Origin of the sequence: Gilliamella sp. W8145, assembly GCF_016101145.1 — a bacterium.
GTDB classification, from domain to species: Bacteria; Pseudomonadota; Gammaproteobacteria; order Enterobacterales; family Orbaceae; genus Gilliamella; species Gilliamella apis_A.
The window spans coordinates 1,203,937-1,230,132 of the sequence record NZ_JACFRC010000001.1 but is presented as its reverse complement, the minus strand read 5'-3'; the positions used below and the strand labels follow the sequence as shown (position 1 = coordinate 1,230,132).

Genomic DNA, 26,196 nt, shown 5'->3' with positions numbered 1-26,196 from the left:
TATATGAAAATAAAATTATTAATTAATGATATTAGAGGCTTCAAATTAAGCCCCAATAAAGGTGTTAGTTTTTATATTGAAGATGATAATACAAAAATTCTAATGGATTGTGGATCTGAATGGAGTGAAAATTTAACTCTAAATAACATAACTTATATAGTTTTATCACACGGTCATTATGATCATTCTGGTGGAATAAAACATGTAAATATAAATCAGGATGCATTAGAAAAAATAACGCTAATAGCACATCCTGATGCATTAGAAAAAAGATATGCCATCAATCCACTAAAAATTCGATCGGATGGCAGGTTATCCTTGGAAAAATTGAAAACAAAATTTGATATAAAGTTAACAACAGAAGCTATTTGGTTAACAAAAAAAATGGTATTTCTTGGTGATGTTGGTGGATGCAAATTACCCACAGGAATTATTAAAACTGATAATAAAATAAGGTTAGACTATATTAATGATGATTCTAGTTTAGTTTATTGTTCAGAAAAGGGATTAGTCATTATTACCGGATGCAATCATGCTGGTTTGAAGAAACATATAAATAAAGCTATCAGAATAACTGGGGATAAAAGAGTTTATGCAATAGTTGGTGGATTACATTTTAATGGGCTTTCTGTATTAAAATTACCATTCGTGCTTAGAATTTTAAAAAAAACAAATACGACTAATTTTTATACATGTCATTGTACAGGTAAAATTGCAGAAAAAATATTAAATTCAAAAAAAATGTCTACTGGTGATATATTAGAGTTTATATAATCTATATTTTTTGTCTTAATGATAGTGCTGTTATGTTAAAAACTTTAAATATGTGATGGCTTGTTTGTCGATCAATCACTTTACGTCCAAATAAATATAACCATCGGATGCCAAATTGAGCCATCTTGGTATTCAACATGAATATCAACCGCGAGCTTGCCAATATCATGAATTAAAGCAGCATAAGCAATACCCGCTGTCCAAATATCCTCTGAGGCACTTCGTTCTTCAGATGAAACACCAATAGGTAAAAGATATGATTAGCGATATTTTCACGCATATGCCACAATTTCGAGTCCATGCTCTAAAATCCCCCCAAATAGGCATGATGATGACTTTCGGAGGCTGGAAATTATTGAACTAATTCAGCATAACATTCAATCGGATTGAGATAGATTTGTTTGAATTGTGAATATGACAGCGATGTGCGCTGCCAAATTGCTTTTAATAACTGCTGGCAGCGCACGTTGGATAATAGGTTTTCTGCCGTTTGTGGTACGATAAATCCATCAGGAACAATAAGTAGCGTTTCAGTTATTACTTTATTCTCTTCAACTGTTTTTTCTCTTAACAACTTTCGACAGTTGCGCGCTTCTTCTCTTACTTCTGACAAAGAAACAGTATGTGTAGCGCCAAGTCTGATTCAATGCGCTCTTTTTTAAATTAACACGAAAAATCCAAGATTTGGCTCCCGCATGACTAACGCAAAGCCAAAGTCCACCTTCATCACTATAACAATCAGCTGTATTTATTTTTTTCACAGATAAAGCTGTCAGTTTTTCAATTAGCCTTGCCATGAATAATCCCCCAACATTTTTTTTATGTGTTGAATTATGTAGAACGAGATAGGCGCATTTAATAAAAAATACAAAACAGTCCAGTATTTATTTTTAGGTGGACGTTTTGGTACAAGTTCTAAGCGTGGATTGAAATGATTTACTCTGGATGAGCATAAGATTAATGAAAAAGTGGAAATAAAAAAATCCACGTAACCTCATGACTACCAAGATTCTAGTGGATTCTATTACATTTCAGTGGATTCTGCCATAAAAATAAATGGCGGAAGCGCAGAGATTCGAACTCTGGGAGGGTCGCCCCTCGCCGGTTTTCAAGACCGGTGCTTTCAACCGCTCAGCCACACTTCCGCAATGGCTGTGAATATTAAAGGAGACGGACTTGTTTGTAAATAGTAAATTTAATATTTTTTATCGACTGCTTTAATTTTCGCCAAATTCGGGCGAAATTCAGCAAAACTAGATTGTTTACTCGCCAAAACTAGTGTTGCAATCTTATTAATCGAGTATAATACGCAGCAAATATTAAGTTATGTTTTGAAAAATGTTAAATCAAATAGACACTGATGATAAAGGGTATTTAAAAAATTGGCAGGATTGGACTGTTGATTTAGTACCTGAATTAGCTACTTTAGAATCTATAGAGTTAACTGATGCTCACTGGGAAGTGATTTTATTTGTTCGTGATTTTTACTTAGAATATAAAACTTCACCGGCAATTCGAGCATTGGTTAAAGCAATGGAAAAAAAATTTGGTCCAGAAAAGGGCAATAGTCGCTATTTATATAAGTTATTTCCTGATGGTCCAGCTAAACAAGCAACTAAACTAGCAGGCTTACCAAAACCTGTTAAATGTATTTAAGTTAAGAGATAAATTAAACTCATGATTAGGTGGAAAATTCCATTTTTATTACTACTAGTGCTGGGTTATTTACAGTACTCATTGTGGTATGGGAAGAATAACATTTATGATTATCAAGAAAATGTGCAAATATTACAGAATCTGCATCGAGAGAATGATATGTTGAAAGCACGTAACGAACAGATGTTTGCGGAAGTTGACGATTTGCAGAAAGGCTATGAAGCGATTGAAGAAAGAGCGCGCAGCCATTTAGGTATGGTTAAAGCCAATGAGTATTTTTATCGAATAATTATTGATTCTAAAGCAAAATAATAAGGTATTACGTGACAAATAATAGTGATATTATCGCAATCGTTCCTGCGGCAGGAGTGGGTTGTCGCATGAAAAGCCAATTACCTAAACAATATCTAAAAATTGGTCCAATGACAATATTGGAACATACTATACAAAAATTGTTAACTCATCCCAATATTTCCTGTGTAGTGGTGGTCATCAGTCCTGAAGATAAGTTTTTTAATACACTTGAACTCGCTTTGCAAGACAATGTTAAAGTGGCTTATGGCGGTGAAACTCGAGCTGATTCTGTATTAGCTGGTTTGAATTTAGTTAATGATCACCAATGGGCCTTAGTTCATGATGCCGCAAGGCCATGTGTGACTCATGAAGATATTACAAAATTAATAAATCGAGTATTACAAGAAAATAAGGGTGGAATATTAGCAACACCACTAAGTGATACGATTAAACAAGCTTATAGAGATAATCAAACTGTTATTGATCACTCTATCGATCGAACTTATTTATGGGGAGCTGCTACGCCGCAATTATTTAATGCTGGTGAACTTAAAATGTGTTTAAGTGAAGCATTAAAAAATAACATTGCAATTACTGATGAAGCATCGGCTATAGAGTATTGTGGTGGTCATCCATTATTGGTGGAATGTCGTCGAGATAATATAAAAATTACTCGACCAGAAGATTTAAACTTAGCATCATTTTATTTAACTAATCAAAATTAATATAGGTAGATTATGCGAATCGGTCATGGGTTTGATGTCCATAAATTTGGTGGTGAAGGACCAATTACATTAGCTGGAGTGAAAATCCCTTATCAGTTTGGTCTTGTTGCTCATTCTGATGGTGATGTGGTATTACATGCTATTACTGATGCTTTGATTGGTGCATTGGCTTTAGGAGACATTGGTAAATTGTTTCCAGATACAGATCCTAAATACAAAGGTATAGATAGCCGATTATTATTGAAAGAAGTGTATGGTATTATCCAATCTAAAGGTTATAAATTAATTAATTTAGATACGACCATTATTGCACAAGAACCTAAAATGAGACCTCATGTAGATCAAATGCGGGTTAATATTGCTGAAGATTTGCAAGTACATTTTGATCAGATTAGTGTCAAAGCAACGACTACTGAACAATTAGGTTTTACTGGCCGTAAAGAAGGTATTGCTTGTGAAGCCGTAGTGTTATTAGCAAAGAAATAAAAACAAATTAGACAATAGGCGATTACGTGTTAGCAGAACTCAATTATTTTTATGGTAAACCAACAAGCCATGGTTTATATAAGCAACAATATGAAGATTTTATTGTTATCGAAGAACTAGGTTTTGATTTAACTGGTGAAGGTGAACATGTTTTAGTGTATCTCGAAAAGAAAGATTGTAATACGGTCTTTGTGGCTGAACAGTTAGCTAAATATGTTGGCATTTCAGCCAAAAATGTCAGTTATGCAGGCCTTAAAGATCGCCAAGCTGTTACCCAACAATGGTTTAGTTTGCATATGCCTGGCCAAGATACCCCTGATTTTTCACAATTTGATTTAAATGGCTGTCAAATATTGCAGGTTACTCGGCATAATAAAAAATTGAAAATAGGGGCTTTAAAAGGTAACCGATTTAAAATTGCTTTAAGAAATTTGACTGATAAACAAGAAGTCGAATCAAAATTAGACTTAATTAAACAGCATGGTGTTCCTAATTATTTTGGGGAACAACGATTTGGACGTGAGCAAAATAATATTAATCAAGCAATAAAGTGGGCCAATGGTAAAATTTCAGTTAAAGACCGTAAAAAAAGAAGCTTTTATCTTTCTGCGGCACGAAGTGCTATTTTTAATGATATAGTCAGTCAAAGGATTCAACGCCAGATTCAGCAAACAGTTATTGATGGGGATATATTACAATTATCAAAAAGTAATAGTTGGTTTTTGTCTAAAACTGAGGAATTATCACTTTTACAGCAACGTTTACAAAATGGTGAGATTAATATTACCGCTCCTTTGGTGGGCGATTCAGGATTAGGTACTGAATCTATTGCTTTAACATTTGAACAAAGTTGTTTGGAAAATTGGTCTTGTTTTACTGAGTTATTTAGAAAGGAACGCGTTGAAACGATGCGACGCTCAATATTGTTGCGCCCTGAGCAACTAGAGTGGCAATGGCGAGATGAAAATAACTTAGACATCAGTTTTTATTTACCTTCAGGTTGTTATGCAACAAGTGTATTACGTGAATTGATTATTGAAAATGAGTAACTAAAATGCAAAGTTTAAAAAGGCAGCGGTTGATTGACTTATTACGCCAGCAAGGCATAAAAGATGATCGTGTTTTAGAAGCTATAGCTTCAATACCACGTGAAAAGTTCGTTGATGAAGCGCTTTCACATCAAGCTTATGATGATTGCTCGTTACCTATTGGTAGTGGTCAAACTATTTCTCAACCTTATATTGTTGCTAAAATGACGGAGTTATTAAACTTAACGCCTAATGCAAAGGTACTTGAAATCGGTACTGGTTCAGGATATCAAACGGCAGTTTTAGCCAAGTTAGTAAATCATGTTTGTTCAGTAGAAAGAATTAAAAGTTTACAATGGAATACCAAACGAAGATTAAAATTACTAGATATCCATAATATTTCAACTCGTCATGGCAATGGTTGGCAAGGTTGGCCAGAACGAGGGCCATTTGATGGTATAATTGTAACTGCAGCGGCAACGGAAGTGCCTTCGAGTCTGCTGACACAACTAGCTGATAAAGGGCGGTTAGTATTACCTGTAGGTAAAAATCAGCAAACGTTACAATTAATTGAACGCGATGGTGATAATTTTATTACCAAGAATATCGGTGAAGTGAAATTCGTACCGCTTGTAGATGGCGATATAGAATAATGAAAAAGAAGCAAATAATTTGATTATTTGCTTCTTTTTCAATTTAACTATTCTCTTTCATTTATTAAAAATTAATTTTTCTTCTCTTTTTCATTTTGTTCGGAAAGTTTCCACTCACAAATACCGTATATTGCATTAAACAGATAAATTAAATACTGGGTTGCGATAACAATATTGTTAGTATAAATATTTAAACTAATAACTAATACATTTAATAAGACCCATAAATACCAATTGAAAGCATATCTCATCATTAATAAAAGTTGAGCAACTACGCCCAGACCGAATATAAAGCAGTTAGTAATAAGTTGGTAGGAGGTATTTATTGCGCCGATTTCATTAGTTAAATAAATATTGAAAAAAGCAGCCGCAATGAGGAATATTAACGCATATAAAAAGGCATTTTCATTTAAAGTACGAACTTTAACGCTTTTATTATTATCTAGATTTTTTTGCCAAGTTAATATGCCATAAATATGTGAGCCAAAATAGTAAAACGTTGGCAAACCCGCCCCAATATTACCGCCAAGGAAATTTGCACAACATTCAGCAATTACCGCTAGCATACCAAGCACATTACCTAAATTTTTTCGTTTTGCTAATAAGATCACACATAACAAGCCTAAAAATGCACCAGCATATGATACTGCATAGCGTAAATTGAAATCATTAATTGGATCCGTATATATATATGCTCCGGTGACACAGATAATACAAAACAATGGATAAAATTTATTGCGGCCAATAGCTATGGCAAAATGGCTTAATTTATTCATAATTATTACTCTTCATCATTAATAAGTTGATTGACTAGTTCGATACTTCGCAAATAACGCTCTTCATAATCTGGTGAATCAATTTGGATGTATTTGATATGATTTTTTTCTAACAATGAGATCAGTAATTGTTGAAAATCTTTTCGTTGTTTTGGACTGCCTAAACTTCTTAATCCATCAGCAACCCACGGTGTGTTATTACCTAATAAGATAACTAAATCGAATCGATAATTATTGATCATAGCTTGTAAAAAAGGATGTTCTTTACCTTCATACTTTTTACAAAATGCTTGAGTGGTAATAAAATCAGTATCAATAAATGACACTTTATTAGCATGTTTGATAGCAAAATCAATATATTGAGCATGCCCTAATGCAATTTTATCATAGTCAGCATATTGCAATGCACGTTCATCGCCACCAAGATGAGAAAATACATAATCACGGCCATATTCCCAAGCACTAGTGGTATTAAACATATTGGCTAATTTATTTACTAATGTCGATTTACCGCTTGATTCACCACCAAGAATAGCCACCGTTCTCACAAAAAATGGTCTCACTTCTGTTGGTATATATTGCCAATTTTTTAATGGGGCTTGACGAATTTGAGTACCACTGACTTGCATAAATTGCCGAGTAGGATCGATAAGTACTGTGTCTAAATCGAATAAATCTTTATACATGGCTACATCTTGTGGTTCACTTGAATAGACGCAACTAGGATTAATGCCTTTTTCTTTAAATAATTTTTTGACTCTATCACTCCATTCATTCCAACCATTTGGATAAGCCGGAATACCATCTTCTTCTAAAAGTTCAATATGGATATTTTTTTGATATTTGAATGTTTGTAGCAACCAACGAATCCTATCATTGATCGTTGGTTGGCGTGACATAGCACTTTCTTCAAATAACGCCATATCCCGGATGGTGTCGGAACAAAGAATAATATAAAGTTCATCAACTTGGCTAATTGCACGTTGAATCAAATAAATATGACCAGTATGCAATGGATAAAATTTTCCAAAAATCACTCCAACTTTTTTATTTTTGCTGGCTAAGTCTATTTGTAAATAATGATGCAGTGATTGTAATTTCTGTGCGCTTGGATTTTTAATTTTATCATTAATCAATTGGCTCAAATAACCTTTAGTCATTTGACAAGCATCAGCAACAGTCTGTAATGATAAGTTTTTGCGTTTTATGGCTGCTTTTAAATAATTGAAACCATCCATACCGCCTCCTTTTCGTTTTTTATTTGTTACAAAATTTACATTATTTTTTATAAATGTTCAATATACTAAACAAAAAATAAATATTTTTGATTTGTAATTTAAATCTTATGCTGATTAAATATAAAATAATGAATATTTTTATCATAAAAAAACTGTAGATAATTATATTTTTAATTACATTAATTTAGTAGATTAATAAATAAAATCATGGTGATATAGGGAAATGCTAATATGAAAATTCATAAAATTGCATTGGCGATTGTATTAATTTCAGGGAGTGCTTTGGCAAATAATAATGTTACATTAAATAAAGTAACTTTGTTTTTACAAGGTGCCGAATTACAAGGTCAGTCAACTGTTTTATTAACTAAAGGTGAAAGTGAAATCATATTAACAGGTATCGCTAATAATGTTAAGCCTGATTCAATCAATGTTGGTTTTGGTAATAATGATGTCAAAATATTGTCGACATCATTAAATAATAAATATGCTGGAAGTATTAATAATGATCAGGATATTCAAAAAGTTATTGATAAACTGCAACAACTACAAGAAAAGCATGATATTGTAGAAATTCAATTAAAAGTGGTGAATGAACAAGTTTCACTTTTGCAAGGTAATCGCTTAGATAGTTTAGTTAAAAGTGGATCTGCTGATTTAGTTGCCATGAAAAATGCACTTGATTTTGTGAAAGCTAATCTAATTTTGACATTAAATGAACAAAGTCGATTACAAAAAGAAATTGATTTGTTAGATGAACAAATTAAACAATGCCAAACCCAAATAGATGAAATGCAAGAAGCTGACAAATTACATAATGCGGTTGTTGTCAAAGTCATTTCCAATAAAGATATTACATTACCTATTACACTTTCATATGTTACCTCTGAAGCTGGTTGGGAACCGATTTATGATGTCCGAGTTGCCGATATTAATTCGCCTTTACAATTGACCTATAAAGCAGCAATTTATCAAAACAGTGGTTTAGATTGGCAAAATGTCGATTTTAGTTTATCAACCTCTAATCCAAGTAAAGGTATATCTGCCCCAGAAATTAATCCATGGTATATTGATGTTTATAGTGAAAAAAGTGGTCTATTTTTTTCCAAGTCCGAGAAAGAAGAATATTACGAACGAGAATCAAAATCAAGATTGGTAGAGCCTGGCCAAAATACCAAAGTTAATACTTTAGGTATCAATACCCATTTTGATGTTAAATTACCTCATACTATCAAAACCAATAGTGAAAATAATATTCTTACATTGCAGACAAAAGAAGTTGAAGCTAGTTATCATTATATTTCAACGCCTAAATTAGATAGTAGTGTTTATTTACTAGCACAGATAAGAGACTGGGATAAACTGAATCTATTCTCAGGAAAAGCCAATATCTTCTTTAATGGAGATTTTGTTGGTGAGACAACTATCTCAACCCAAAGTGCTAAAGAGACATTGGATTTTTCATTAGGACGTGATAAAAACATTTTAATCGCCCGCAATCGTAATGTTAAAGAAACCTCAACTCCATTACTATCTGGTGATGATATTTCACAAAAGTATGCTTATACTATTGATGTCAAAAATAATAAAACATTGCCAATTGATATAGAAGTTAATGATCAGCTACCGGTAATTTTAAATAAAACCGTAATACTTGCTGATACCAAATATGATGGTGCTCAATATGATAAACAAACTGGATTATTAACTTGGCGATTTACTTTAAATCCAAATGAAACTAAAGATCTTAATTTAGGTTTTAAACTCACTTATCCAAATGATAAAGAAGAAGATATATATGGTTTATAAACCTCATAAAATAAAGTATAACCTATGTTAACTAATTGGTTCGAGCAATTTAAGCAAAACAGTCAGATCAGTTTACTTGATCTTCATTTGGCCCAATTTTTGGTCAATAAAGTTGATGGCAACGATGAAATTATTAGCAAACGTTTTGCCTTTTTAATTATATCGTTAAGTCAAGAAGTCAGGTCAGGTCATGTTTGTCTTGATATTACTCGCCTGAATCAACAAGTTATTGATCCGCAACTTTGGCAGGAGCTCAATACTCCAACCGTTGAAGATTGGGTTAATGTACTCATTGTAGCTTCAAATAAACAAGTAGTAAGTGATGGAGAACAACTTGCACCACTTATTTTTATTGAAAATAAACTTTATTTTCAACGTATGTGGCTAGATGAACGTCATGTTGCTCAGTATTTTAATCAACCACAATTGAATATTGCATCAAGTAAACCGATCGACTTAAAAAATATTCTTGACCAACTATTTGTTGATGATAATACAACTGTTGATTGGCAAAAAATTGCGGTTGCGGTGGCACTAACTCGTAAAGTAGCCATTATTTCAGGTGGCCCAGGTACAGGTAAAACAACAACAGTAGCTAAAATTTTGGCCGGAATAGTGTTAAATGATCCTACCACGCGAATCGTGGCTGCAGCACCAACAGGGAAAGCTGCATCAAGGTTAACAGAATCTCTTAGTCGAGCAATTGAACAGTTATCTTTTGAATCATTAAATATTAAAACCGAAGCAGTGACTCTGCACCGTTTATTGGGTGCAAAAACTGATAATCGCTCATTTAATTATAATAAACACAATCAATTACATATTGATGTTCTTGTGGTTGATGAAGCTTCAATGGTTGATCTGAATATGATGGCAAGAATCATTGAAGCTCTGCCTGATTGTGCTCGCTTAATCTTGTTGGGTGATAAAGATCAGCTATCTTCTGTGGAAGCAGGTGCGGTATTTGGTGACTTATGTGACTTTATTTTAAATGGATATAGTCAATCTAGGGCGGATGAACTAAGTCGATTAACTGGCTATGCTATTCCAATCGCAGACCAACCTGCAAGCATGATCACCGATAGTATTTGCTTATTGAAAAAAAGTTATCGTTTTAATGAGTATTCAGGAATAGGCTTGTTGGCTAATGCGGTGAAAGAAGGTCAATTGCAAGCGGTTAAAAAACTGCTAGCCAATAAATCTTTACCAGATGCTTGTTATTATGAATTATCTTCAAGTCAAACTTACCAAGCTGTTTTAGATGATTGTGTTGCACATTATAAAAATTATCTAAATGCTATTAAACATCATCAAAATAATGATATTGCCAGTATTTTAGGCAAATTTGCTGAGTGTCGTTTACTGTGTGCTTTACGTGAAGGTAAGTTTGGGGTAGGAGGGTTAAATAAACAAATTGAGTTATTATTGACCAAACATAAATTGATTAAATTAAATAATCGTGATCAATGGTATATTGGCCGACCAATTATGATCTTACGTAATAGTACCGCATTAGGTTTATATAATGGTGATATTGGTATTACACTTAGGGCTGAACATGATCACTCAAAACTACGGGTTTATTTCCCTTTTTCTGATGGTTCTATTAAAGGCTTTTCTCCCTATCGATTACCCGAGCATGAAACAGCCTATGCAATGACAATCCATAAATCTCAAGGTTCTGAATTTGATCATGTCAATATTATTCTACCAACAGAATTTTCACCATTACTTAATCGATCATTGCTCTATACAGCAATAACAAGGGCTAAAAAAACAGTTTCAATTTATGCTGATGCTAAAATTTTAGATCGTGTAGTGAAAAGTCAAATACATCGAGAAAGTGGCTTAGTGGAACAGATAAAAAATGTTTTACAATAGTATCGACACTTAAATTATTGCTGATAAAGATAAAGCACCAACTTATTGTATTATAGTTGGTGCTCTTTTTATTTATTAGTGGATGATCTTAGCTAAAAAGTCTTTAGCTCGATCTGATCGTGGATTGGTAAAGAATTGTTCTTTTGAGGTATCTTCAATGATTTCACCTGCATCCATAAAGATTACTCGGTGTGCAACTTTACGTGCAAAGCCCATCTCATGGGTAACAACCATCATTGTCATGCCTTCATAAGCTAATTCAACCATAACATCTAGTACTTCATTAACCATTTCTGGATCAAGAGCCGAGGTTGGTTCATCAAATAGCATAACGACAGGATCCATACATAGTGCTCGAGCGATTGCAACACGTTGTTGTTGACCGCCAGATAGTTGAGCTGGGAATTTATCCGCATGAGCTAATAAGCCAACACGATCTAATAGCGTTAGCGCTTTTTCACGCGCTTCTTCGTTTGATCGGCCTAATACCTTAATTTGAGCAAGTGTCAAATTTTTCAAAATTGTTAAATGAGGGAAAAGCTCGAAGTGCTGAAATACCATTCCCACTTTTGAACGCAGTTTTGCTAAATTAGTCGATGGATTTGTAATCTCAGTACCATCAATAATAATTTTACCTTGTTGAATAGGTTCTAGAGCATTTACGGTTTTGATTAGTGTTGATTTACCTGAACCAGAAGGCCCACAAACAACAACAACTTCACCTTTACCTACTCTTGTAGTACAGTTTTTTAATACTTGAAATTTTCCGTACCATTTTGATACATTTTGTAAGGAGATCATCGACTTATCCCTTTCTTGAAATAATTAACTAAACGAGAAGCAGTATAACAAATTATAAAGTAACTTATTGCTGCAAAAATAATCATTGAATATTTAACTGTGCCACCCTGAACCGTACCGATTTGGGTCACACTGGCACCAAATAAATCAATTAAGCTCATCACATAAACCAAAGAGGTATCCTGGAACAAGATAATACCTTGTGTTAACAACAATGGCACCATTGATCTAAATGCTTGTGGTAATATTATCAAACGCATTGCCTGACTTTTGGTCATACCTAATGCGTAAGCTGCATGATATTGACCTCTAGCAACCGCATTAATTCCTGCACGTATGATTTCAGAATAGTAAGCTGCTTCAAATAAAGCAAATGCAATCATTGCTGAAACAATCCTAACATCAGCATAAGGCGGTAAATTAAATATATGTTTAATAACTTGTGGTAATGCTAAATAGAACCATAACAAAACTAACAGTAATGGAATGGAACGGAATAAATTGACATAACATTTAGCAAAAATATTTAGTATTTTATTATTTGATAAACGCATTAAAGCTAATACTGTCCCCCAAACAATACCAAATACAACGGCAGTAAATGTAATTTTAGCGGTTAACCACAATCCACTTAATAGTAAATGATAATTGTCTAATACCAATGAAGGTATATCTGCAATCCAATTTAGTAGTTGCATATTATCCTCCATGACTCATATTAGGTAAGCGGGTTTGTTTTTCAACAAAACGCATAATGGTAAGTACGGCATAGTTTATCAACATAAATGCAATTGTTACTCCACATAATATTTCAACAATGCTGTTGGTTGCATCGTTAATGCGATCTATTTGACCAATCAAATCTATCAATCCAATGGTGGATGCAACTGATGAATTTTTAATGATATTGGTCATTTCAGACGTAAGTGGTGGAATAATACGACGATAAGCGTTAGGTAGTAAAACATACATATATGCTTGTCGATTTGTTAAACCAAGTGCAATAGCGGCATAACGTTGACCTTTAGGTAAAGTTTGAATACCGGTTCTAACTTGTTCCGCAATACGCGCAGAAGTAAACAAACCTAAAGCAATTGCTGCCGTAATAAATGCACTAACATCCGGTGATAAGCCAGATATAAACCATGTTTTTAAACTTCCAGATAGAATTTCTGGAAATAACATGTACCATAAAAACATTTGTACTAGTAATGGGATATTACGGAATAGTTGGATATAACCGGCTGCAAAACGATTTAGAAATTTATTTTCTAATGTTCTACAGATTCCCACTAGTGATCCTAGTATGAATGCAATGATCCAAGCAGTAACCGCTAATGAAACGGTTACAATAATACCGTCCAAAAGCCAGTTTAAGTAAATTCCATCACCATACGGAGTGGATTCAAGAAATAGTGTCCAATTGAAACTCATAATATATTTATTTCACTAAATTAGATTATGTACTAAATGTAACGACCATTTAGTACATAGGATTAGAAAGATAAGAAAAGTATTAATCTAATGCTTTATCATTTGGATTTGCAAAAAGCTCAACCATTTTTGGTGAAATTTCTAGAGCCATATTCGCTCCTTTTGGTGGAACAGGTTGAGTGAACCATTTGTTATAAGATTCTAATGCTTTTCCTGATTTTTGGGCATCAGCAATGGTTTTATCCATTAATTGTTTAAATTGGGTATCACCTTTTCTTAACATACAACCATAAGATTCATAAGATAATGGCTCACCGACAATTTTCCATTCTGCAGGATTAATTGCACGTGAACGTTCGCCCGCTAAAAGTGCATCATCCATTAAAAATGCTACAGCTCGACCAGTTTCGAGAGCATTAAATGCATCACCATGATCTTTTGGTGTAATAATACGAATACCCAATTTTTCTTTATTGTTGATTTGATTTAAACGGACTTCAGATGTAGTACCAGCGGTAGTCACCACATTTTTTCCTTTTAAGTCTTCAATACTATTGATATTACTATCTGCTTTAACAAGGAATCGGGTACCTACAATAAAAATACTGTCAGAAAAATCTACAGTCTTTTGACGTTCAAGATTGTTTGTTGTAGAACCACACTCAAAATCATAGGTATAGTTATTTAGTAATTGAATTCGAGTCTTAGAGGTAACAGGTAAATATTTAACTTTAAGATCCGGTAAGTTTAGTTCTTTTTTGACTGCATCTACAATTAAGTTAGAGTAATCTTGAGAATAACCGATAACTTCTTGTTTTTCACCATAGTAGGAAAATGGGATAGAAGACTCTCGATGACCAACAACAATTACACCGCTTTCTTTGATCTTAGCCAATGTACCACTTAGTTCTTCTGCAACTGCGGCACCACTCATTAGGCCTAGCATTGCTAATGATAACACTAATTTGGTTAGTTTTGTCTTTTTGTACATACTCATCTCCTACTGTTTAATTTGTATCATATTAAATAAATTTAATATTTTTACAAAGGGCGTATATTATAACTTATTTTTTAGCATAAAAGTACTTTTTACTGTTTATTTATCGTTTAAAAGGACAAGCTACAGTCAAGAAATTCTATGATCTTTATCAATTCTTAACGTAGCCAATTTTCTGAATTTCAATAATATAGAAGCAATATTTATGCCAAAATATTGCTTAGCGACGGTTTTTTACAAAAATCAGAATAAATAGTATTGAAATAATTAGGTAATAGGAAAGGTTTCCAAACCTTGCATAAGGGGTTAAACCAACGGTAGGGGATAATTTGTAATTTAAAACCTGAGTTTGAAATTGTGGTAATTGTTTAACAATTTGACCGTGATGATCAATAATTGCTGTAATGCCTGTATTGGTACTACGAATCATTGGTCTGCCAAATTCTAAGGCTCTTGCTTGCGCCATTTGTAAATGTTGTTTGGGGCCAATACTGTTACCAAACCAAGCATCATTAGATACAGTTAGTAAAAAATCTGTGTCTGCCGTAAAGTTTTTCAATATTAAGTCGGATAAAATAACTTCATAGCATATTGCTGTAGTAAATTTAAAGCCTTTTATCTCAAGTGGTGGTTGTTTTTCAGCCCCCGCTTGCATGGATGACATTGGGATATCAAGCATTTGCGCAATAGGATCAAGTAATGATTCAAAAGGAGTAAATTCACCGAACGGCACTAAATGATGTTTCTGATAACGATTGGTGTTAGGGTATTGATATGGTGTTTTTCCACCTAACACTAGCAATGTGTTATAAATATCAGGATTTTCTTGATAACCGTAATTTTCTAAACGGTAATCAATAATACCAACAGCTATTTCACTATTATTTGCTCTTGCTTCGTTGTCTAAAAATTGGAGGAACGGTTGCTGATTAATTTCGTAATCTGTGATACTTGCTTCAGACCAAATAATAATTTTATCTTTAGCAAGATTTTGTTCGGTTAATGAACCATAAGTTTGCAGAGTATTATTTAGTTGCTCTCTGGTCCAGCGAAGAGATTGTGAAATATTACCTTGAATTAAGCTAAAATCAGCAGCACGGCTGTGGTCAATTGTTGTCCAATTAATTAAATTGAATGATATTGGTGCAATAAAGAGCGTTAATAGTGCGAATATTGCACCAATTGGGTGCTTTTTAGTCGAGTGGCTTAATGCCATATTTAAACAATAGATGACCAAACCACAGCAGATAGTCAATATTAATGTGACACCATTTATTCCAACTATTGGGAAGTAGCCTCTTAATGGACTGTCTAGTTGACTATATCCTAATTCTAACCAAGCAAAACCAGTTAAAACATAACCACGTAAAAATTCAGTAAGCTGCCATAATATAGGGGCTAGAAAAACCAATTGTTTTATTGAGAATTTTGGTGCGAAGCTGTTACATACTCTTAACAATAATGCAAATAACATAGGATAAAATGCTAAGTATGCGATTAGAAGTCCTAAAATAATTACCGCTACCGGAGTTGGTACTTCACCATATTGTTTAATGCTTATATAAACCCAATGAGCACCAGATAGAAAATAGCCAATTCCCCAGCTAAAACCAATAAGCATTGCTTTCTTTTTCGGTTTATCTGCGATTAACCATAAAAGGCCAGCAAATGCTACAAAAGCAAGCGGCCAGATATGAAAGGGCGCATAGCTGAATACAGCAATTGCACCAAAGATAAAGCTCAATAAAATCTGCTTAAGCATTTTCTGATTGCTCTAAATTAGGTATAGCGGCATTTTCAGGGATTGTGACATGCAATTGAATAATACGTCTTCGGTCAGCAATGGTTACTTTAAATTGATAACCATCAATAGTAATCGTTTCGCCACGGATTGGTAAACGGCCAAAATGTTGCATGACGAGTCCGCCAATAGTATCCATTTCATCATCACTAAACGTGGTAGCAAAAATTTCATTAAAATCTTCTACTGAAGTAAGGGCTCGGACAGAATAAACTGATGGTGATAAACGGCGAATATCACGATCTTCAACTTCATCGTATTCATCCTCGATATCCCCAACAATAAGTTCCAAAATATCCTCGATAGTGACTAAACCTGAAACACCACCAAACTCGTCAATCGCCATCGCCATATGATAGCGTTGCATGCGGAATTCTTTTAACATATGGTCAACTCGTTTACTTTCAGGAACGACAACAGTTGGTCTTAGGATCTTTTTCAAATCAAAATCGTTTACACCTTGTCGAATATAAATGAGTAAATCTTTGGCTAATAGAACCCCTTCGATATGGTCTCGATCTTCACTAATTACTGGATAACGTGAATGGCCATGTTCAGAAATAATATCTAAACATTCATCAAGGGTGAAATTATCTTTGATTGTTACAATTTGAGAGCGGGGTATCATGATATCACGAACGCGTTGATCGGCTATATCCATTACACCTTCGATCATATCAAGGGTATCAGGATCAATGAGTTGGTTTTCTTCAGCCTCACGAATAACTTCGATCAGTTCTTCTTTATCTTTTGGTTCTGAATTGAATAATTGACTTAACCATAATGTAAACCCTTTTTTGGGTCTCCGGTGATTATCATCACTCATTTTGCTCTCTTCCTTTTGTAATACCAAATATAGTTGGATTTATTGTTATTGTTCTAATATCTAAACAGATTATTAGTCATATTTATTTAATCAATTAGTTGATAAGGATTATCAAAACCTAATTGTGCCATGATGTCGATTTCGATATTTTCCATTTCTTCAGCTTCTTCGTCAAGAAGATGATCATATCCTAATAAATGCAAACATCCATGGACAATCATATGTGCCCAATGCGATGTTAATGATTTATGCTGTTCGCTAGCTTCGATTTCAACCACTTGTTTACAAATCACTAAATCACCGAGTAACGGCACATCAATTTCAATTGGTGATTCAAATGGGAATGATAAGACATTTGTCGGTTTATCTTTATTACGATAAGTGTAATTAAGATGTTGGCTCTCTTCTTCGTCGACAATACGTATAGTAATTTCGGCATTATCCATAAACTGCAGTAAGATCACTTCTAACCATTGCATAATTTGTTGTTCTGTTGGGAGATTCTCATGATGCTCACTAGCAATTTGCAAATCTAAAATAATAGTGCTCATTTTATAATTCGACCTATTCACGATGATAAGGATGATTAGCCGTTAAACTCCATGCACGATAAAGGCTTTCAGAAACAATGACTCGTACTAATGGATGAGGCAATGTTAAAGGCGATAATGACCAACTTTGGTCAGCAGCCGCTTTACAGGCTGGCGACAAACCTTCAGGACCGCCAATTAACAAACTGACATCACGACCATCGGTTTTCCAACGTTCAAGTTGTTTTGCTAAATCATGGGTCGTATAAGGTTTGCCTGGAATATCCAATGTGACAATGCGATTACCTTTGCCACATGCAGCTAGCATTAATTCACCTTCTTTATCTAAAATTCGCACAATATCGGCATTTTTAGTCCGTTTTCCTGCTGCTATTTCGATAAGTTCTAAAGGCATATCTTTGGGGAAACGGGATTGGTAATCATTAAAAGCAGTGGTTACCCAATTGGGCATTTTATTGCCAACAGCAATAAGCTGTATTTTCACGTCACTAACTCCAAAGTTTCTCGAGTTCGTAAAGTTGTCGGCTCTGTTCTTGCATGATATGTACAATGACAGAATCCATATCAACTACCACCCAATCAGCATCATTTTGGCCTTCACTTCCTAATACAAGATGGCCTTGTTTTTTTGCTTCATCAAGTAAGTGTCCTGCTATTGATGCAACATGACGGTTAGATGTGCCTGTACAGATAATCATATAATCGGTAATACTTGATTTACCACGAACATCAAGGGTAACAATATCTTTGCCTTTAAGGTCATCAATTTTATCAATAATAAAATCTTGTAATGATTGTTGCAAAATAATCTCTCTACAATTTTAAATAAAGCATTAGTATAGCATATTTTTTTTTAATCGCCTTGAAAATAGCGTTTCTCTGAAATAAGTCTCTATTTTAAAAAAGTCACAGAAAATTTAAATGAGAGCTATTTTAATCCAAAAAAGTTGAGGAGCGAGGTTTTTAAAGAGGGTAAATGTTATTTAAACGCTTATTTCAATAATAATATTTACAAAAGTTAACAATTTAACTTTTAAAAAGCAGTTGCATTGGTTATTTTCAGTTACTATACTTTTAGCAGATTTTAAGTACAATACTCGACGAGTATTTAGTCGAAAAGAATTAAAAAAACCAAATAAAACATAAGATTACTTGACAGGATTGTCGCTATGCATTATAATTTACAACACCAAACACCAAACACCAAACACCAAATCTGCCCAACCTATAATTTAAAATTATTTCATTATTGCAATCAGAGTTTTATATTTCTCAATATTTTAATTTTTCCTCAATTTATAAGATTTATTTTATTCTTACCGTTTTTTTTAGTTATAGCAGTTGTTTTAGTTTTATCCTTTTCACCATGTAGTTATGCATTATCAGTATATACAACTAACGTTATTCATGGTAGTGCACCATATTTAACTTTTGATAAAGGTCATACTCGTATTACTGATACAAATAATCTATTGGCAATAACCTTATCTGATGGTAGAAAAATTACACCTGAAACAAATGATTCATTGATAACGCCAATTGAATTACCCCGTGTTGGTGATAGTTTTGCTGATATAGGTATGTTAGTTCCGACCAATATTAATAAAATTGCAATGAATACACTTATTGGGGCACCTTATAACTATTGGGGCGATGATGATGGTGATGGTCAAGGAAGTAATAATATTTCAGCTACTGGCGATTTAACTTTAACCATTGTTGATAAAAATAATAAATCTGTGCCTCGTAATGAAATACCATCAATTTGTAATTCTCCGTATAAACTATCATTGAGTAGTTCTGCTGGTTATTTAACAACACGTTATGGTTTTCCTAATCGAAGTAGTTTTAGTACTGGTAGTGTCAACTATTATATTAATCCTAAAGCATCACCATCCGTTTGTTTTGCAAAACCTAACTTAAAATATGGTGGAGCAAAGGATTGGGTTAATGGTGATATTGTAGACTATCGAGGTCCAGAATGGATGTGGAATACCTATAAAGGTTTTTTAACCCAGTCAGCGACACCATCATCTTATCATCTAAATTTCCCTACAACTGGTGCTGATCATCTATATTTTGATTTAGACATTGGCGGTTATAATGAGCCTTTGACATGGACACCCGTTACGCGAAGTGGCATTACGGCAACTATGAGACCTAATTCAAACAATACTAGTGTTCGTGTTACATTAACCGGCCCTGTAGCTTCCGCTTCTCAATGGAACACAAGTTCTCCTGATCCGATAACTCAACCTGATTTACCACAAACTTTTGAATTAGTTGGTAAAGATAGCAATGGTAAAGAAGTAGTAAAATATGGTTTTGTGCTACGACAGTGGTTTGTCCAGCGTCGTATTAATAGTACTTATTCTCAAGCGTTGTACTGGTGCAAAAATATTGGTTATCGTCTTGCACAAGTTAAAGATTTAACCAATGCTTCTTGTCAAGGCACTTTATCTGACGATCGTTGTGTAGGCGCTGTCGGTGCAACGCCATCATCACCGAATAATCGTTATCAACGCACAATCAATGCTGGTTTTTTCTCGGAGTGGGGATTTATGGATTACTATGTTGGCGCTAATTTTTCTAATACTTTTTATTGGACAATTGATTTACAACGTTCAAGAACTGGGTTTGTGGTATATTCAGATGATGCAGATGTTCATCGTAGAGATATTACTACAAAAACTTTGGCCGTCTGTGTTACGCCTTAGTGTTAATTATATATTGATTAGCTAATTGCCATAATAAATACACTTTAGTAAAAAATAATATAGATTATATAGGAATAAACCACCCCATATCATCCAAAGATGGTATGGGGTGTATTTAATAATCACAGTTAGTTAATTGAGAGTCATTTTGAAGATAAATTTTACTCTATTAATTAATATGTCCTGAATCGGTTATCTAAATCTAAAACTTACAATTCAACCACTCGATCAAACAATGGATTATCGGTTAATCTATGGGTGACCATTAGTAATGTTTTATTTTTACAGATTTGTTTAATCAGCTCGATGATCTGTTGTTCGGTTTGTTGGTCAAGGCTTTCAGTTGGTTCATCCATTAGGATTAGTGGTGAGTTATGTAATAATGCTCGAGCAATGCCGATACGGCGAATTTCGCCGCCAGATAGAGCGCGCCCACCTTGTCCTAATGGTAAATTCAAACCTTGATCAGTTGCTAACAATTTTGATAGTTCAACTTGATGTAATACATCGATCAACTGTTGGTCAGATGCCTGTCGTTTACCAATTAGCAAATTCTGTTTAAGTGTATCACTAAAAATAGTAATAACCTGAGGTACAACCGCAATGGTTTGGCGGAGTGTAGCTTCATCAAGTTGATCAACTGGAATATCATTGATCAAAATTTTTCCAGAATTTGCTTCCCATGTGCGAGTAACTAAATTAAGCAGTGTTGATTTGCCGCAGCCAGTTTTACCTATTAAACCAACATGTTGACCGGAATTTATGGTTAATGAAAAGTGACTTAAAATAGCAAAAGGTTGATTGGGATAACTAAAACTAATGTCATCGAATTGTAGTTTAGCAATAGATAAATCGATAGTTTTGCCTTGTTCAATAAATTTGATATCAGGTGTTTGGTTAAATAAAGTTGTTGTGCGTGTTGCGGATGTTAATACCTGTCTTAAAAAGATAAATGCTCCTGGTATGGGCGCTAGAATTTCACTACTAGCCAAGCAAACAAAAACAAATAAGGCAACTAAAGGTGATAATGTGTATTGAGTGATCAACCACAGTACCAATAAAGTTAAAAAACCAGCAATCAATACGACGAGCGCACTTGATAGTGCCATTAATGTTGATTGGCGTTGTTGATGAAAAAGCCAGTCTGATTCAAGTTTATCTAGTTTTGTACGATAACGATGTTGCGCATTAAATAACGTTAGTTCAGCTTGACCTTGTAAATAATTAATTAATAACGCCCTATATTCACTTTGTTGTTTAGCTAATGTTTCTCCTAACTGTTTGCCTGCATGATAAAAAATGACAGGTATAGCAAGTAAGGTAATTGTTAACACGATAGTAATGATTAAGGCAATGGGTAAATTGATATAACTTAGCCCGACAAACAGCAACAAAATCATGACTAATGCTGTAACAATTGGTGAAAATAGTTTTAAGTAGAGATGATCAAGTGCATCAATATCGACAATAAAGCGGTTAAGTAAATCAGCTTTTTGATATTGAGCTAATTGGTTAGCACTGAGTGGTAAAATCTTTCTAAATGCTAACGTTCTTAAATAAGCTAAAATTTTAAAAGTAGTGTTGTGATCAACTAAGCGCTCAACATAGCGTGATGCTGTTCGGGTAATTGCTGCTGCTCGTACACCAGCTGCAGGTAACATGTAATTAAAAGTATATAAACCGGCAACACCAACAACGGCTGTAGAGGCTAAAAACCATCCCGATAATGAGAGCAAAAAGACACTGGCAAATAGCGTAAGAATAGATAAACTAAGCCCAATAACGATTTGCCAAAAGTAGTGCTTATAAAGAGCAATATAAGGGCGTAATAGCGTTAGCATGAACTCTCCTTAATAGCGTTAATTTGTCCTTTTGAAAGTTTCCAAACTAGCTCAAAATCATGCATATCATCATGTTGATGAGTTATGGTAATACTGTTAGTGGCAATATCATATGGTGCTAACAATTCTACTGTCTGTTTATCTAAACTTGCGTTTGGTTCATCTAGGATTAGTAATTGGCAAGGTTTTAGCATTGCTCTGGCAAGTGCTACACGTTGGGCTTGTCCTACTGATAATCGTACCGCATCTTCACCGACCTGTGTCTCAACTCCTTCAGGCAGTTTAGCGATAACATCAGATAATTGTGCTTTGGCTATCACTTCATCAAGCTCACTAGTGGTTGCTGTGGGTTTACCAAGTAGAATATTTTCACGAATTGAACCGTTAATGAGATAAGGATTTTGGCCAATCCAACTTATTTGTTGTTGCCAACTCTTTAAATCTAAATGATTAAATTCAATACCATTAATTTTGAGTGAACCTTGATAAGGCAAAAATCCAAGTAATACTTGCATGAGCGAGCTTTTTCCTTCACCACTAGTGCCAATTAAGGCTAGTTTAAAGGGCGCATGTAATGAAAAGCTAAGTGGCCCAACAATCGGTAAAGCTTCATTGGATAGTACGATCAGATCTTTGGCTTCAATTGTTTTTAAAACTCCAATATCTAGATAATTGTTTGCTTGCAATTGGTTCAAGTTAGTTTTTGGCTGAGCGTTATCAACTTGTTGCGGTAAATTTTTATTTAAAAAAGTTTCGATATTATCAGCAGCAGCAATAGCTTCGGCTTTAGCATGATAATAGACTCCGAGATCTCGTAAGGGTTGAAAATACTCAGGTGCTAAAATTAATGCAAAAAAACCAGCAAATAAAGTAACAGTTCCATTATAGGCACCAAAATCAAATTCGCCTAAATATGAAAAACCAAAATAGACTGCCACTATAGCAATTGAAATTGAGGTAAAAAACTCTAACACAGCAGAGGATAAAAAGGCCATTTTTAACACTTGCATGGTTTTAACACGGAAATCTTCAGATGCTTGAGCGATTTCTTCCGTTTGTTGTTCTCCTTGATTGAATAAACGAATGGTGTTAAGTCCTTTTAATCGATCTAAGAAATGGCCACTTAAATAAGCTAACGCTTTAAAATGGCGTCGATTAATGTCAGCTGCTCCCATTCCCACTAAAATCATAAAAATAGGGATCAGGGGGGCTGTGCAAAGTAAAATAACGGCCGCAGCCCAGTTGAAAGGGAAGATAGCAATACAAATTAATATTGGTACCATGCTGGCTAAACGCATTTGCGGTAAATAACGAGCAAAAAAATCATGTAAATTATCGACTTGTTCAATAACTAACGTACTCCATGCTCCGGTAGTACTTTGATTTAAATAAGCAGGACCAAATAATTCAAACTGATCGATTAATTTTTTTCTAATTTGTTTACGGATCTTTTGACCTAAAGCAAAGTTAATCTTTTCACGAAAATAAATTAACGATCCTCGAGCCAGTAAAATGAAAATTAAAGATAAAAAGTAAGGAATAACCGTCAAAAAAGACTGTTGTTCAATAATTAATCTTTGTAAAATAATCGCCAAAAAAGCTGCTTGAGCAATCATTAAAATACTTAACATAAATCCAGTTAAAACCGAAGCCCGTAAATCTGACTTGTGTATTTTGGTGTGTTGTTTTAACCAGTTAAGTAAATAAGTTTGGCGTTGTTTATCTAAAGACATTTTATTTAGCTGATTCTATTTTAAATTATCTAAATAATGTTCAGCATCTAACGCTGCCATACATCCCGTTCCAGCCGATGTAATTGCTTGTCGATAAATATGATCCATAACATCACCGGCAGCAAAAATACCCTCAATGCTAGTTTGAGTTGCATTACCTTGAGTGCCTGATTGCACTTTTATATAACCATTATTTAGTTCAAGTTGGCCGTCAAAAATAGCGGTATTAGGTTTGTGACCTATAGCAATAAAAACGCCCATTACATTAATTTCTTCGCTAATATTGGGATCTTGGCTACTACGAATTCTAACACCTGTTACGCCCATATTATCACCTAGAATTTCATCAATAATTTGATGGGTATGCAATATAACTTTACCTTCTTGTACTTTTTCATATAAGCGGTCCATTAATATTTTTTCAGCCCTAAAACCATCACGACGATGGATCAAATGAACTTCACTAGCGATATTGGCTAAATAGAGAGTTTCTTCAACAGCAGTATTGCCTCCACCGACAACAGCAACTTTTTGGTTACGATAGAAGAAACCGTCACAAGTAGCACAAGCTGACACTCCTTTACTTTTAAATGCTTCCTCCGATGGTAAACCAAGATATTGTGCTGATGCGCCTGTTGCTATGATTAATGCATCACAACTATATTCAGTATCACTGCCAAAAAGTTTGAATGGTTTTTGGCTAAAGTCAACACGATCAATATGATCTAAAATGATTTCTGTATTAAATCGTTCTGCTTGTTGTTGCATTTTTATCATTAATTCTGGCCCAGTAAGTTCCGGATCGCCAGCCGGCCAGTTTTCTATTTCGGTGGTTGTAGTAAGCTGCCCACCTTGTTGCGTACCAGTAATTAATACTGGTGATAAGTTTGCTCGTGCAGCATAAACAGCCGCTGTGTAGCCAGCAGGTCCTGACCCTAGTATCAATAAACGGGCATGTTTGGTCTTCATGTTATATCCTTCTTTATTCTAATATTCTGGCTAATTTAAATACGGTTAGCGCAATTTATAGTTGATAAGTCTAACATTATCAAGCTTTATCGTGCAAAAAAATTGGTTATCATAGCGATAGGTGGCGGTGATAGTTTGAGTCACTGTTAAATTTTTTATTTCTTTATATTTTTATTTTTTAATTAAGTTTTACTTTTAAACGTTTTGTGTTGTTTATATTAATTTTTTTAAGTTTTCAATTAGATCTTAAAGATTATTGTTATTAAATAATGAGATTAAACTAGTTTCATTTAAAAGCAAATACTATGATCACATCCTCACAATAAACAGTGGAAGCTCTGTTAGCTAAAATAAAGTAGGTAAAAAATTCTAAATTCCACGCAAAAGATATTAGTGATCTGTAAATTGGTAATATTTTATTTGGTATTGAATTTATTTTGCCATCGCTATCGTTAATGTTGAAATATTGTATATATTGATTAATTGATTTTTTAGACATTGGCCTTCATGCCGCCGGTTGGCGACATAAGGAGATTTGTTATTGATTATGATAAATAGGTGGTTACATCTTGAAGTGACCAGCGGATATGTGGTTGTTGCTCATTAACTCGATAACCAAATGCTAAACAGAGTCCAACTCCAAAAGTTTCACCACTAAACTGTGGAATATGTTTTTCTAAAATCTGTATGACTTTATCATGTTCAAATCCACCAATAGCACAAGAATCTATACCTCGATAAGCCGCTGCTGTCATCATATTTGCTGCAGCTAGATAATCTTGCATTTCTGACCAATGATTTACAGTTAAACCATTTGCTAAACCAAATTTAGTAAAATTAATAAAATCTTGGCAAGCAATATCAATTGCGGTTTGATCATTTTGATCAGGTAACGTTCTCGCTACAGCTTGACGTAAATAATGACTTTGTGAAGTAAAGTTACTGGCTTTCCGATAAAGTACAATCACATAGTGTGAGCAACTAGTAACTTGCTCTTGGTTATAACAAATAGCACGTAATTCAGTTTTAATATCTGCATTATCGACAACGACAAAATGCCAAGGCTCCATCCCAAATGATGAAGGTGATAAACGACCAGCCTCTAAAATTGCTTCAAGATCTTCATGATTAATTTTTTTTGATTCATCAAACCGTTTACAAGCGTGTCTAAACTCGAAAGCTAGAGATAGTTTATCCATAGTGTCT

Annotated in this window: 25 protein-coding genes, 1 tRNA gene and 1 pseudogene; 10 read left to right on the top strand and 17 right to left on the bottom strand. The window is 34.0% G+C overall.

Annotated features, from left to right (window positions below; all coding sequences use genetic code 11):
- Positions 1-3 precede the first annotated feature (3 nt).
- Entirely contained in the window at positions 4-774 is a 771-nt protein-coding gene (locus tag H3T80_RS05570; RefSeq protein ID WP_110447340.1) for an MBL fold metallo-hydrolase, read from the top strand.
- Between the two features lie 104 nt (positions 775-878).
- Here the strand turns inward: H3T80_RS05570 and H3T80_RS05565 are convergent.
- Both H3T80_RS05565 and H3T80_RS05560 read right to left on the bottom strand, forming a co-directional pair.
- Positions 879-1,312: pseudogene (locus H3T80_RS05565) on the bottom strand (TraI domain-containing protein); the annotation flags it as partial.
- 519 nt (positions 1,313-1,831) lie between these two features.
- A tRNA-Ser gene (locus H3T80_RS05560) sits at positions 1,832-1,919 on the bottom strand.
- A gap of 193 nt (positions 1,920-2,112) precedes the next feature.
- Here H3T80_RS05560 and H3T80_RS05555 point away from each other — a divergent pair.
- From H3T80_RS05555 to H3T80_RS05530, 6 genes are read left to right on the top strand one after another with little or no spacing between them, the layout of a single operon-like run.
- Positions 2,113-2,430, top strand: a complete 318-nt coding sequence (locus H3T80_RS05555) for a TusE/DsrC/DsvC family sulfur relay protein (RefSeq protein ID WP_034902173.1) — start codon at positions 2,113-2,115, stop codon at positions 2,428-2,430.
- 21 nt (positions 2,431-2,451) lie between these two features.
- Entirely contained in the window at positions 2,452-2,742 is a 291-nt protein-coding gene (ftsB, locus tag H3T80_RS05550) for a cell division protein FtsB (protein ID WP_198200554.1), read from the top strand.
- 11 nt (positions 2,743-2,753) lie between these two features.
- Entirely contained in the window at positions 2,754-3,449 is a 696-nt protein-coding gene (gene ispD, locus H3T80_RS05545) for a 2-C-methyl-D-erythritol 4-phosphate cytidylyltransferase (protein WP_198200547.1), read from the top strand.
- A gap of 12 nt (positions 3,450-3,461) precedes the next feature.
- Positions 3,462-3,935 (top strand): 2-C-methyl-D-erythritol 2,4-cyclodiphosphate synthase, encoded by a 474-nt coding sequence (gene ispF, locus H3T80_RS05540; protein ID WP_065614554.1) that lies wholly within the window; start codon positions 3,462-3,464, stop codon positions 3,933-3,935.
- Positions 3,936-3,961: 26 nt separating this feature from the next.
- Positions 3,962-4,984 carry a tRNA pseudouridine(13) synthase TruD gene (gene truD, locus H3T80_RS05535; protein WP_198200545.1) on the top strand — a complete coding sequence of 341 codons (1,023 nt, stop codon included), beginning with the start codon at positions 3,962-3,964 and terminating at the stop codon, positions 4,982-4,984.
- Between the two features lie 5 nt (positions 4,985-4,989).
- Positions 4,990-5,616 carry a protein-L-isoaspartate(D-aspartate) O-methyltransferase gene (locus tag H3T80_RS05530; RefSeq protein ID WP_110447412.1) on the top strand — a complete coding sequence of 209 codons (627 nt, stop codon included), beginning with the start codon at positions 4,990-4,992 and terminating at the stop codon, positions 5,614-5,616.
- 71 nt (positions 5,617-5,687) lie between these two features.
- Here H3T80_RS05530 and pnuC read toward each other — a convergent pair whose 3' ends face one another.
- Both pnuC and nadR read right to left on the bottom strand, forming a co-directional pair.
- Positions 5,688-6,392, bottom strand: coding sequence for a nicotinamide riboside transporter PnuC (gene pnuC / locus H3T80_RS05525; protein ID WP_198200543.1), 705 nt, complete (start codon positions 6,390-6,392; stop codon positions 5,688-5,690).
- A 5-nt stretch (positions 6,393-6,397) separates the two neighbouring features.
- Positions 6,398-7,630, bottom strand: a complete 1,233-nt coding sequence (gene nadR / locus H3T80_RS05520; RefSeq protein WP_065614557.1) for a multifunctional transcriptional regulator/nicotinamide-nucleotide adenylyltransferase/ribosylnicotinamide kinase NadR — start codon at positions 7,628-7,630, stop codon at positions 6,398-6,400.
- A 231-nt stretch (positions 7,631-7,861) separates the two neighbouring features.
- On the opposite strand from nadR, the gene H3T80_RS05515 reads away from it, so the two are divergent.
- Complete coding sequence (locus tag H3T80_RS05515) at positions 7,862-9,439, top strand: DUF4139 domain-containing protein (RefSeq protein ID WP_198200541.1); 1,578 nt, start codon at positions 7,862-7,864, stop codon at positions 9,437-9,439.
- A 24-nt stretch (positions 9,440-9,463) separates the two neighbouring features.
- Positions 9,464-11,320, top strand: coding sequence for an exodeoxyribonuclease V subunit alpha (recD, locus tag H3T80_RS05510; RefSeq protein WP_198200540.1), 1,857 nt, complete (start codon positions 9,464-9,466; stop codon positions 11,318-11,320).
- 75 nt (positions 11,321-11,395) lie between these two features.
- On the opposite strand, the gene H3T80_RS05505 is transcribed toward recD, so the two are convergent.
- From H3T80_RS05505 to rsfS, 9 genes are all read right to left on the bottom strand, one after another.
- Positions 11,396-12,121, bottom strand: a complete 726-nt coding sequence (locus tag H3T80_RS05505) for an amino acid ABC transporter ATP-binding protein (protein WP_110447416.1) — start codon at positions 12,119-12,121, stop codon at positions 11,396-11,398.
- Positions 12,118-12,819, bottom strand: coding sequence for an ABC transporter permease subunit (locus tag H3T80_RS05500; protein ID WP_110447417.1), 702 nt, complete (start codon positions 12,817-12,819; stop codon positions 12,118-12,120). The genes H3T80_RS05505 and H3T80_RS05500 overlap by 4 nt, the downstream gene beginning before the upstream one ends.
- Position 12,820: 1 nt before the next feature.
- Positions 12,821-13,555: an amino acid ABC transporter permease gene (locus H3T80_RS05495; protein WP_110447418.1), complete on the bottom strand. Its 735-nt coding sequence runs from the start codon at positions 13,553-13,555 to the stop codon at positions 12,821-12,823.
- Between the two features lie 82 nt (positions 13,556-13,637).
- Positions 13,638-14,546 carry a glutamate/aspartate ABC transporter substrate-binding protein gene (locus H3T80_RS05490; protein ID WP_110447419.1) on the bottom strand — a complete coding sequence of 303 codons (909 nt, stop codon included), beginning with the start codon at positions 14,544-14,546 and terminating at the stop codon, positions 13,638-13,640.
- A 226-nt stretch (positions 14,547-14,772) separates the two neighbouring features.
- Complete coding sequence (gene lnt / locus H3T80_RS05485) at positions 14,773-16,314, bottom strand: apolipoprotein N-acyltransferase (RefSeq protein ID WP_198200537.1); 1,542 nt, start codon at positions 16,312-16,314, stop codon at positions 14,773-14,775.
- Positions 16,307-17,179 (bottom strand): CNNM family magnesium/cobalt transport protein CorC, encoded by an 873-nt coding sequence (gene corC, locus H3T80_RS05480; protein WP_110447421.1) that lies wholly within the window; start codon positions 17,177-17,179, stop codon positions 16,307-16,309. The genes lnt and corC overlap by 8 nt, the downstream gene beginning before the upstream one ends.
- Positions 17,180-17,265: 86 nt before the next feature.
- Positions 17,266-17,730 (bottom strand): rRNA maturation RNase YbeY, encoded by a 465-nt coding sequence (gene ybeY, locus H3T80_RS05475; RefSeq protein WP_198200535.1) that lies wholly within the window; start codon positions 17,728-17,730, stop codon positions 17,266-17,268.
- A 13-nt stretch (positions 17,731-17,743) separates the two neighbouring features.
- Positions 17,744-18,214, bottom strand: a complete 471-nt coding sequence (rlmH, locus tag H3T80_RS05470) for a 23S rRNA (pseudouridine(1915)-N(3))-methyltransferase RlmH (RefSeq protein WP_110447423.1) — start codon at positions 18,212-18,214, stop codon at positions 17,744-17,746.
- A gap of 4 nt (positions 18,215-18,218) precedes the next feature.
- Positions 18,219-18,536, bottom strand: coding sequence for a ribosome silencing factor (rsfS, locus tag H3T80_RS05465; RefSeq protein ID WP_034902136.1), 318 nt, complete (start codon positions 18,534-18,536; stop codon positions 18,219-18,221).
- Positions 18,537-18,899: 363 nt separating this feature from the next.
- On the opposite strand from rsfS, the gene H3T80_RS05460 reads away from it, so the two are divergent.
- Complete coding sequence (locus H3T80_RS05460; protein WP_198200533.1) at positions 18,900-20,447, top strand: hypothetical protein; 1,548 nt, start codon at positions 18,900-18,902, stop codon at positions 20,445-20,447.
- Between the two features lie 209 nt (positions 20,448-20,656).
- On the opposite strand, the gene cydC is transcribed toward H3T80_RS05460, so the two are convergent.
- From cydC to H3T80_RS05440, 4 genes are all read right to left on the bottom strand, one after another.
- Positions 20,657-22,288, bottom strand: a complete 1,632-nt coding sequence (gene cydC / locus H3T80_RS05455) for a cysteine/glutathione ABC transporter ATP-binding protein/permease CydC (protein WP_198200531.1) — start codon at positions 22,286-22,288, stop codon at positions 20,657-20,659.
- Entirely contained in the window at positions 22,282-24,021 is a 1,740-nt protein-coding gene (cydD, locus tag H3T80_RS05450) for a cysteine/glutathione ABC transporter permease/ATP-binding protein CydD (RefSeq protein ID WP_198200528.1), read from the bottom strand. Before cydD ends, cydC begins: the two co-directional genes overlap by 7 nt.
- 15 nt (positions 24,022-24,036) lie before the next feature.
- The gene (gene trxB / locus H3T80_RS05445) at positions 24,037-24,990 is read right to left on the bottom strand and encodes a thioredoxin-disulfide reductase (RefSeq protein WP_198200524.1); all 954 of its coding nucleotides are present in this window, start codon (positions 24,988-24,990) and stop codon (positions 24,037-24,039) included.
- A gap of 545 nt (positions 24,991-25,535) precedes the next feature.
- On the bottom strand, positions 25,536-26,189 hold the full coding sequence (locus tag H3T80_RS05440; protein ID WP_181414634.1) for an NAD(P)H-dependent oxidoreductase: 654 nt from the start codon (positions 26,187-26,189) through the stop codon (positions 25,536-25,538).
- Positions 26,190-26,196: the final 7 nt, after the last annotated feature.

What these genes read in the sequence shown, in the direction of transcription:
- H3T80_RS05570 (WP_110447340.1), top strand. Translation starts at nt 4, where the DNA reads ATGAAAATAAAATTATTAATTAATGATATTAGAGGCTTCAAATTAAGC.
- H3T80_RS05555 (WP_034902173.1), top strand. Translation starts at nt 2,113, where the DNA reads ATGTTAAATCAAATAGACACTGATGATAAAGGGTATTTAAAAAATTGG.
- ftsB (WP_198200554.1), top strand. Translation starts at nt 2,452, where the DNA reads ATGATTAGGTGGAAAATTCCATTTTTATTACTACTAGTGCTGGGTTAT.
- ispF (WP_065614554.1), top strand. Translation starts at nt 3,462, where the DNA reads ATGCGAATCGGTCATGGGTTTGATGTCCATAAATTTGGTGGTGAAGGA.
- H3T80_RS05530 (WP_110447412.1), top strand. Translation starts at nt 4,990, where the DNA reads ATGCAAAGTTTAAAAAGGCAGCGGTTGATTGACTTATTACGCCAGCAA.
- pnuC (WP_198200543.1), bottom strand. Translation starts at nt 6,392, where the DNA reads ATGAATAAATTAAGCCATTTTGCCATAGCTATTGGCCGCAATAAATTT.
- nadR (WP_065614557.1), bottom strand. Translation starts at nt 7,630, where the DNA reads ATGGATGGTTTCAATTATTTAAAAGCAGCCATAAAACGCAAAAACTTA.
- H3T80_RS05515 (WP_198200541.1), top strand. Translation starts at nt 7,862, where the DNA reads ATGAAAATTCATAAAATTGCATTGGCGATTGTATTAATTTCAGGGAGT.
- recD (WP_198200540.1), top strand. Translation starts at nt 9,464, where the DNA reads ATGTTAACTAATTGGTTCGAGCAATTTAAGCAAAACAGTCAGATCAGT.
- H3T80_RS05505 (WP_110447416.1), bottom strand. Translation starts at nt 12,121, where the DNA reads ATGATCTCCTTACAAAATGTATCAAAATGGTACGGAAAATTTCAAGTA.
- H3T80_RS05500 (WP_110447417.1), bottom strand. Translation starts at nt 12,819, where the DNA reads ATGCAACTACTAAATTGGATTGCAGATATACCTTCATTGGTATTAGAC.
- H3T80_RS05495 (WP_110447418.1), bottom strand. Translation starts at nt 13,555, where the DNA reads ATGAGTTTCAATTGGACACTATTTCTTGAATCCACTCCGTATGGTGAT.
- H3T80_RS05490 (WP_110447419.1), bottom strand. Translation starts at nt 14,546, where the DNA reads ATGTACAAAAAGACAAAACTAACCAAATTAGTGTTATCATTAGCAATG.
- lnt (WP_198200537.1), bottom strand. Translation starts at nt 16,314, where the DNA reads ATGCTTAAGCAGATTTTATTGAGCTTTATCTTTGGTGCAATTGCTGTA.
- corC (WP_110447421.1), bottom strand. Translation starts at nt 17,179, where the DNA reads ATGAGTGATGATAATCACCGGAGACCCAAAAAAGGGTTTACATTATGG.
- ybeY (WP_198200535.1), bottom strand. Translation starts at nt 17,730, where the DNA reads ATGAGCACTATTATTTTAGATTTGCAAATTGCTAGTGAGCATCATGAG.
- H3T80_RS05460 (WP_198200533.1), top strand. Translation starts at nt 18,900, where the DNA reads ATGCATTATAATTTACAACACCAAACACCAAACACCAAACACCAAATC.
- cydC (WP_198200531.1), bottom strand. Translation starts at nt 22,288, where the DNA reads ATGCTAACGCTATTACGCCCTTATATTGCTCTTTATAAGCACTACTTT.
- cydD (WP_198200528.1), bottom strand. Translation starts at nt 24,021, where the DNA reads ATGTCTTTAGATAAACAACGCCAAACTTATTTACTTAACTGGTTAAAA.
- trxB (WP_198200524.1), bottom strand. Translation starts at nt 24,990, where the DNA reads ATGAAGACCAAACATGCCCGTTTATTGATACTAGGGTCAGGACCTGCT.
- H3T80_RS05440 (WP_181414634.1), bottom strand. Translation starts at nt 26,189, where the DNA reads ATGGATAAACTATCTCTAGCTTTCGAGTTTAGACACGCTTGTAAACGG.